A 7,856-nucleotide genomic window follows, 5' to 3' on the forward strand; every position below is an offset into this window, starting at 1 on the left:
GTTCAGGGTCTCCCCGGCCGCGCCCACACCGCATCCCTTCGGCGGCTGACCGCCGCAGCGGATGCCGTCAACCCGCCTCACCCGGAGCCTGAGAACAGATTGACTGAGCGCATGGGCCGACAGACGAGACTGACCCGATGATCGACGGACGCGTCCTCCAGCCGCCTCGGGAACCCTCCCCCGTTGACGTCGCCCTGCCGCGCGTCTACGACGAGCGCCTGCGGGCCGTCATCGCCCCCGAGGCCAGGCTGCTCTCGCTCTTCTCGGACGCCACGTGGGCCGAAGGGCCGGTGTGGTGGGAGCGCGAGCGGATGCTCGTCTTCAGCGACGTGGTGGGCCGTCGCACCCTCGGCTGGCGGGAGGACGGCAGCGTCGTGGCCGTCGTCGACCCGTCGGCCTTCTCCAACGGCAACGCGGTGGATGCCGAGGGTCGCCTGTTGCACGCGGAGCACGGCCGACGCGCGCTCAGCCGCACCGACGACCGCGGCACGCACGTGCTGGTCGACGTGTACGACGGCAAGCCATTGAACTCGCCGAACGACCTCGTCGTCGACTGCGCCGGCGCCGTGTGGTTCACCGACCCGTCCTACGGCATCTCCGATCCGCGCGAGGGGTATCCGGCCGAATCAGCCCTCGGCCACCAGAGCGTGTACCGCTGGCGCGAAGGACACGCCCTGCAGCGCATGATCGACCTCGACGCCCCGAACGGCCTGGGCTTCAGCCCCGACGAGACGACCCTCTACATCGCGGAATCCCACCAAGACGGACTGCCCCGCGTCGTCGCCTGCAGCTGGGACGGAGAGACCCTTGGCGCCCCACGGACGTTCGCGACGGTGGATGCCGGCATCCCGGACGGGTTCGCGATCGACCGCCGCGGATGGCTGTGGATCAGCAGCGCGGCCGGTCTCGTGATCGTCGACGACGCGGGCGCACGCCTGGGTGTCATTCCCACGCCGCACCTGGTGAGCAACTGCACGTTCGATACCGAGGAACGGCGCCTGTTCGTCACCGGCGACAGCGACCTGTGGATGGTCGAGCTGGGATGAACGACGTCGAGATGGCTCAGATTCCGGCGGGACGCGTCCTGCGGGGCGATCAGCGCGGGGCGGAACGACGCGAGATCGAGGTCGACGCGTTCGAGATCGCGGTGTACCCCGTCACCGAGGAGCAGATGGCCGAGATCCTCGGGGTCCCGGCGCACAACCCGCGTCGGCCGGCGGTCCAGGTCAGCTGGCTGCGCGCCGTGCGCTTCTGCAACGCCCTCTCGGAGTGGGAGGGGCTCGACCCCGTGTACTCCTACGACGGCGAGATCGTCGACTGGGACACGGAGTCCGAAGGGATCCGCCTTCCGACCGAGGACGAATGGGAGTACGCCTGCCGCGCGGGATCGACCGGCTCGACCTACGGGCCGATCGCAGAGATCGCCTGGACCGCGGGCGACGGGCTCCCCGGCCCCGTCGAGGTCGGCGGACGCCTGCCCAACCTCCACGGTCTGTTCGACATCCTCGGGAACGTCTCGGAGTGGTGCTGGGATCTGTTCGACCCCGACACGGGAGACACCCGGGTCTTCCGGGGCGGTGGGTGGAGCGACGCGCGGGCTGTGGTGCGCGCCACGGCTCGACGCGGCGCGAGTCCGCGCGCGGTGTTCGACGATGTCGGCCTGCGCGTGGCGCGAGGCCCGCTTACTCGCGCTCGCTGATGGCGATGCCGAGCTCGTCGATGAACGCCGCGATCGTGGCCAGCTCGTCGTCGGAGTACTTCTCGGCGACATCGCGCATCGCCGCGAGGTGCCCGCCGAAGTGGCGGAAGAACTCCTTCCGCGACTTGGGCGTGAGCGCGACCACGCGGGCGCGGCCGTCCGAGGGGTGGGGCCGTCGTTCGAGGTGCCCCGCGGCGGCGAGACGATCGAGGAGCTTCGTCGTGGATGCCGTGGAGATGCGCAAGTGCGAGGCGACGTCGTGCGGGCTCACCATCTCACCGCGCTGCTCGCGGATGATCAGCATGCGCAGAGTCGCCAAGTCACTGGCGTTCATGTCCATGTCGCCCTTCATGCCGCTGTTCATGCGGTCAAGAGCGTCACTCAGGGCCCGGACCGACTCCAGGGCGCGAAGCACCCCGGTTCTCGTACCAGAGAACGGGCTACCGGCGGGCGCGGTGGACACCCCCGTGGCGCTCTGGATATAGTCGGCAGACATCGCTAGCTAAACTAGCAAATGGGAGGCACGATGAGCGAGACCGAGTATGTCGTCCTCCTGGACGACTGGGGCAATGAGATCGGCACGGCCCCCAAGGCGAGCGTGCACGACACCGACACGGCGCTCCATCTGGCCTTTTCCTGCCACGTCGTGAACGCCGCCGGCCAGGTACTGGTGACGCGTCGAGCACTGGAGAAGAAGACCTGGCCCGGCGTCTGGACGAACTCCTTCTGCGGCCACCCCTCCCCCTCCGAGCCCGTCCTGCAGGCCGTCCACCGTCGTGCCGCCTTCGAGGTGGGTCTGACGATCCGCGACGTCGAACTCGCCCTCCCTCTCTTCCGCTACCGCGCCGTCGATGCCAGCGGCATCGTCGAGCACGAGATCTGCCCGGTCTATGTCGCCCGCACCGACGAAGAGCCGCGCTTGAACCCGGCAGAAGTCGCCGAGTCCCGCTGGGTCGATCCCGCCGACCTGGCCGCGGCACTCGAGGCGACGCCCTGGGCCTTCAGCCCGTGGCTCGTCCTGCAGGCCCAGCAGCTTCACCTCTTCTCGCCCCCGGCTGCCATCAGGGCGGCGTCATGATCGCACTCTCCACGACGCCGACCGCGCGCGCCGCCATCGACGACGCGATCGACGCCGTGATCGCGCGACTGGCCCGGCGACTCCACGGACACGGAGACGGCGCCCGCGCCCTGGCATCCGCCATCGCCCGTTCCGCCGAGGGAGGAAAGCGCTTCCGGCCGCTGCTCGTCGTCGCCGCGTTCGACACGCTGCGCGGCCGCGAGAACGACCGAACCGCCGTCTACCAGGTCGCCGCCGCGTTCGAGCTGCTGCACACGGCCTTCGTCGTCCACGACGACGTCATCGACCACGACACCGAGCGGCGCGGCGTGGCCAATGTCGGCGGCGAGTTCCGCGCGCGCGGTCGCGCACGCGGAGCGGACGACGTCGGCGCCGCACTGCTCGGGGACGCCGCCGGCATCCTCGCCGGTGACCTGCTGCTGCACGAGGCGGGGCGTCTCGTCGCCCTCGCCGATCTGCCGTCCGGCGTCCGTGGGGAACTCCTGCGTCTCGTCGAGGACGCCGTCCTGATCTCGGCCGCGGGCGAACTCGCCGACGTCGAGAACGCCGTGTCGGCGGACGAGGTCGATGCGGACACGATCCTGCGCACGACGCACGACAAGACCGCCGTCTACTCTTTCTCGGCGCCGCTCGAGGCCGGGGCTGTGCTCGCGGGCGCCGACCGTCCGGTGCGCGCCGCTCTCGAGCGGTTCGGGCAGCGGCTCGGGCTCGCCTATCAGCTCGTCGATGACCTGATCGGAGCCTTCGGCTCATCCGAGGTGTCCGGTAAGGACGAGGGATGCGACCTGCGCGAGGCCAAGAAGACGCACCTGATCGTGCTGGCACGCGAAACCGAGTCCTGGCCCGAAGTGAACGAAGCGCTCTCCCAGGCTCACACGGGGCCCGTCGCCATCCGCGCGGCGCAGCGCGCGTTGAGCGCGTCCGGTGCGCGTGCGCGACTCGAAAGCCTCGTGCGTGAGACGCTCGACGAAGCCCGCGCGATCGTCACGGCCTCCACGCTCCCCGACGAGTGCCGTGACATGCTGCACGACCTCGTCGACGCCGTCCAGGGGCGCGTCCCGTGAGCGCAAGCGCCACCGGCCTCGAACTGTATTCGCGCACGGCCGACGACGCGGCCGCCGCGGTCATCAACCGATACTCGACGTCATTCGCTCTGGCCTGCCGTCTGCTCGGCCCACGCCCCCGACCCCACGTGCGGAACATCTACGCCCTGGTGCGGGTCGCCGACGAGATCGTCGACGGACCCGCGCACGACGCCGGGCTCTCCCCCGCCCAGGAACGGGCTGCGCTCGATGCGCTCGAGGTCGAGGTGCGGGATGCCATCGCCTCGGGCTTCAGCGCCAACCTCGTCGTGCATGCCTTCGCCCGCACGGCGCGCGAGTGCGGCATCGGCGACGACCTCATCGCCCCCTTCTTCGCCTCGATGCGGACCGACCTGGACACCGCCGCGCACGACGACGCCTCGCATGACGCGTACGTGTACGGATCGGCGGAGGTCGTGGGCCTCATGTGCCTCCAGGTGTTCCTCAACGCCGGGATGTCGGCTCCGGCACGGCCCGCCGCCGACCTCGTCGACGGCGCCCGGCGCCTGGGGGCGGCGTTCCAGGACGTCAACTTCTTGCGCGACCTCGACGACGACGCCGTCCGCCTCGGCCGCGACTACCTCGACGGCGCAGCGGGTGACGAGCGGCGCATCGCGGTTCTCGACCGGATCGACGCCGACCTGGCCGCTGCCGCCGCCACGGTCCCGTTCCTGCCGCCGGACTGCCGTCGCGCGGTGACGGCCGCGCACGACCTGTTCGCCGAACTCTCGCGGCGCCTGCGTCGCACTCCCGCGGGCGCGCCGCGCGTCCGTGTACCCGACGGTGTGAAGGCGACGCTCGCCGCGCGCGCCTTCCTCGGACGCCCACCGAAAGGGGCCCACGCATGACCTCGCAACGCATCGTCGTCGTCGGAGGTGGCATCGCCGGTCTCGGCACCGCCGCCCTGCTCGCCGACCAGGGACACGAGGTGCACCTGTTCGAGGGGCGCGATCAGCTCGGCGGGCGTGCCGGCTCCTGGGAGAGCGAGGGCTTCCGTTTCGACACGGGGCCGAGCTGGTACCTCATGCCCGAAGTGTTTGACCACTTCTTCCGCCTGCTGGGCACCAGTGCCGCCGAGCAACTCGACCTCGTGCGCCTAGACCCCGCGTACCGCGTGTACGGCCCTCCCGGAAAGGGGGAGCCGATCGACGTCGTGTCCGGCCGCGACGCCGTCCGCGCCCTGTTCGAGGAGCACGAGCCCGGATCGGGCGACAAGGTCGATGCCTACCTCGACTCCGCGAAGGACGCCTACGAGCTCTCCACGTCGAAGTTCCTCTACGACACCTACTCGTCGACCCAGGGCCTGCGCGACCCCGCCCTCGTCAAGCGGCTGCCGACGCTCATCCCGCTGCTGACCCAGACGCTGTGGAAGCGCGTCACCCGCGACTTCTCGAACCCGCGGCTGCAGCAGATCCTCGCCTACCCCTCGGTGTTCCTCGGCGGTTCGCCCTTCGAGGTGCCGAGCCTGTACCACCTCATGAGCCACCTCGATCTGGGCGACGGCGTGCTGTACCCCCGCGGCGGGTTCACCGAGATCATCGCCGCGATCGAGCGCCTGGCGCGCGAGCGCGGTGTGCAGATCGAGACCGGCGTCCCCGTCGAGTCGATCATCACGGACGGCGGCATCGCGCGCGGGGTGCGGCTTGCGGACGGTCGGGTCGTGTCCGCGGACGCCGTGGTGTCGGGCGCCGACCTCCACCACACCGAGACGCAGCTCCTCGAGGAGGGCGATCGCCAGTATCCCGAGAAGTGGTGGAAGGACCGCGTGCCCAGCCCGGGTGCACTGCTGCTCCTGCTCGGGGTCAAGGGCGAGCTCCCCCAGCTCACGCACCACACACTCCTCTTCACCGACGACTGGCACACGAACTTCGACGCGATCTTCGGCGAGAACAAGCGCATCCCGGATCCGGCCTCGATCTACGTGTGCCGCCCCAGCGCATCCGACGACACCGTGGCTCCCGAGGGCTTCGAGAACCTCTTCGTCCTCGTTCCCGTGCCCGCGGACCCGGTCAGCGGTCGCGGTGGCGTCGACCGCGCCGGCGATGCCCGCATCGAAGCCGCGGCCGACCGGGTGATCGCGCAGATCGGCGAGTGGGCCGGCATCCCGGACTTCGCCGAGCGCATCGTGGTGCGCCGGACCATCGCGCCCGAGGACTTCGCCACGGACCTGCACGCGTGGCACGGCAACTCGCTCGGGCTGGCTCACACGCTCGGTCAGAGCGCGATCTTCCGCCCGAAGAACCGCTCCCGCAAGGTGTCGAACCTGTACTACGCGGGAACGTCCGTGCTGCCGGGCATCGGTCTTCCGATGTGTCTGATCTCGGCGGAGCTCGTGGTCAAGCGGATGACGGGCGACCGCACCGCGGGCCCCCTGAACGAGCCGGCCCGCGCGGCGGTCTGAGGTGCCCGGGATCTACCTGGGCGCGATCCTGTTCTCGCTGGCCGGCATGATCGCGATCGATCTGAAATACGGCCTCGCGCTGCGCACCGCCCCGGGGCGCACCGCTCTCGCGGTGGGCCTGGGAACGGCGTTCTTCCTCGCGTGGGACGCCGTCGGCATCCTCACCGGGGTCTTCGTCAAGGGCGACAGCCCGCTGTTCGTGGGCATCGACCTGGCGCCGCACCTCCCCCTGGAGGAGCTGTTCTTCCTCCTCTTCCTCAGCTATCTCGCGCTCGTGCTGTGGACGGTGTTCGAGCGGGCGCGACGCCAGCGGGATGCCGAGCACCGAACCCGCGACGACGTCGAGGAGTCCACCCCGTGACGTATCCCGTCATCCTCCTGCCGTTCGTGGTCGTGACCGTCGTCGTGACTCTCCTCAGCGCCCGCCGGCCGGGCTTCCGCCGCCGCATGCGCGCGTCGGCGTGGACGGCTCTGGCGCTCGTGCTGCTCACGGCCGTCTTCGACAACGTCATGATCGCGGTCGACCTGTTCTCGTACCCGGCGGAACACCTCAGCGGCCTCCGGATCGGTCTGGCACCGCTCGAGGACTTCGCCTATCCCGTCTGCGCGGCGTTTCTCATCCCCGCGATCTTCACGCTCGTCTCCGCTCGGAGGGAACCCGCATGACCACCCCCGCTGCTCTCACCCCCGGTCGCATCCTGCGCGAACTCTTCGTGTCGTCGCGCCCGGTCAGCTGGATCAACACGGCGTTCCCCTTCGCCGCCGCGTACCTCCTGACGACGCGTCAGGTCGACGCGGTGCTCATCGTCGGCATCCTGTTCTTCCTCGTGCCCTACAACCTCGCGATGTACGGCGTGAACGACGTCTTCGACTACGAATCCGATCTGCGGAACCCCCGCAAGGGCGGGACGCACGGCGCCGTGCTCGCCAAGCGCATGCACCCGATCACCCTGTGGGCCTCGGCGCTGTCGTGTCTGCCGTTCGTGGTGTTCCTCGTGGTCGTCGGGTCACCGCTGTCGTGGCTCGTGCTGGCACTGAGCCTGTTCTTCGTCGTCTTCTACTCCGCACCGCCGCTGCGCTTGAAGGAGCGGCCGTTCGCCGACTCGATCACCAGCAGCATCCACTTCTTCTCGCCCGCGGTGTACGGCCTCGTCCTGGCCGGTGCCGTGTGGACGTGGCAGCTCGTCGTCGTGATCATCGCCTTCGCGCTGTGGGGCATCGCCTCGCACGCCTTCGGCGCCGTGCAGGACGTCGAAGCCGATCGCGCCGCCGACATCTCCTCGATCGCCACCGCGCGCGGCGCTCGGTGGACCGTGCGGTTCGCTCTGGTCTCCTACGCTCTCGCGGGGGTCGCGATGCTCGCCACCGCGTGGCCCGGCCCCCTCGCCGCGCTGCTCGTGCTCCCCTACCTCGTCGTCTGCTGGCCGTACCGGAACGTGACGGATGCCACCTCCGACTCCGCCACCGCCGGATGGAATCGCTTCCTCTGGCTCAACCAGATCGCCGGATTCGGCACAACAATGCTGCTGATCTGGTGGTGGTTCCTGACCGCCTGACTCCGCGGCCGGCTCTCGGCGGGTGGGCCTCGGCGTGTGG

The 7,856-nt window shown here is 70.1% G+C and carries 10 protein-coding genes; 9 read left to right on the forward strand and 1 reads right to left on the reverse strand.

What is annotated here, in order from left to right:
* Positions 1-137 precede the first annotated feature (137 nt).
* Together LQV45_RS13660 and LQV45_RS13665 are read left to right on the forward strand one after the other, a co-directional pair.
* Positions 138-1,046, forward strand: coding sequence for an SMP-30/gluconolactonase/LRE family protein (locus tag LQV45_RS13660; protein WP_230007501.1), 909 nt, complete (start codon positions 138-140; stop codon positions 1,044-1,046).
* An 11-nt stretch (positions 1,047-1,057) separates the two neighbouring features.
* Entirely contained in the window at positions 1,058-1,699 is a 642-nt protein-coding gene (locus tag LQV45_RS13665; protein ID WP_374208212.1) for a formylglycine-generating enzyme family protein, read from the forward strand.
* On the opposite strand, the gene LQV45_RS13670 is transcribed toward LQV45_RS13665, so the two are convergent.
* Complete coding sequence (locus LQV45_RS13670; protein WP_230007503.1) at positions 1,683-2,063, reverse strand: MarR family winged helix-turn-helix transcriptional regulator; 381 nt, start codon at positions 2,061-2,063, stop codon at positions 1,683-1,685. The two genes, LQV45_RS13665 and LQV45_RS13670, sit on opposite strands and share 17 nt — an antisense overlap.
* A gap of 162 nt (positions 2,064-2,225) precedes the next feature.
* Here LQV45_RS13670 and idi point away from each other — a divergent pair, with 162 nt between their 5' ends.
* The 7 genes from idi to LQV45_RS13705 are packed head-to-tail and all read left to right on the forward strand — an operon-like array spanning position 2,226 to position 7,816.
* Positions 2,226-2,777: an isopentenyl-diphosphate Delta-isomerase gene (gene idi / locus LQV45_RS13675; RefSeq protein WP_230007504.1), complete on the forward strand. Its 552-nt coding sequence runs from the start codon at positions 2,226-2,228 to the stop codon at positions 2,775-2,777.
* Positions 2,774-3,841: a polyprenyl synthetase family protein gene (locus LQV45_RS13680; protein ID WP_230007505.1), complete on the forward strand. Its 1,068-nt coding sequence runs from the start codon at positions 2,774-2,776 to the stop codon at positions 3,839-3,841. The genes idi and LQV45_RS13680 overlap by 4 nt, the downstream gene beginning before the upstream one ends.
* Positions 3,838-4,707: a squalene/phytoene synthase family protein gene (locus LQV45_RS13685; protein ID WP_138172814.1), complete on the forward strand. Its 870-nt coding sequence runs from the start codon at positions 3,838-3,840 to the stop codon at positions 4,705-4,707. Before LQV45_RS13680 ends, LQV45_RS13685 begins: the two co-directional genes overlap by 4 nt.
* Positions 4,704-6,260: a phytoene desaturase family protein gene (crtI, locus tag LQV45_RS13690; protein WP_230007506.1), complete on the forward strand. Its 1,557-nt coding sequence runs from the start codon at positions 4,704-4,706 to the stop codon at positions 6,258-6,260. The genes LQV45_RS13685 and crtI overlap by 4 nt, the downstream gene beginning before the upstream one ends.
* A 1-nt stretch (position 6,261) precedes the next feature.
* Positions 6,262-6,621 carry a lycopene cyclase domain-containing protein gene (locus LQV45_RS13695; protein WP_230007507.1) on the forward strand — a complete coding sequence of 120 codons (360 nt, stop codon included), beginning with the start codon at positions 6,262-6,264 and terminating at the stop codon, positions 6,619-6,621.
* A complete protein-coding gene (locus tag LQV45_RS13700) occupies positions 6,618-6,926 on the forward strand; it encodes a lycopene cyclase domain-containing protein (protein WP_138172817.1) in 309 nt (102 codons plus the stop codon). Before LQV45_RS13695 ends, LQV45_RS13700 begins: the two co-directional genes overlap by 4 nt.
* Complete coding sequence (locus LQV45_RS13705; protein WP_230007508.1) at positions 6,923-7,816, forward strand: prenyltransferase; 894 nt, start codon at positions 6,923-6,925, stop codon at positions 7,814-7,816. Before LQV45_RS13700 ends, LQV45_RS13705 begins: the two co-directional genes overlap by 4 nt.
* The last annotated feature ends 40 nt before the right edge of the window (positions 7,817-7,856 follow it).

Source organism: Microbacterium sp. Bi128, assembly GCF_918698205.1.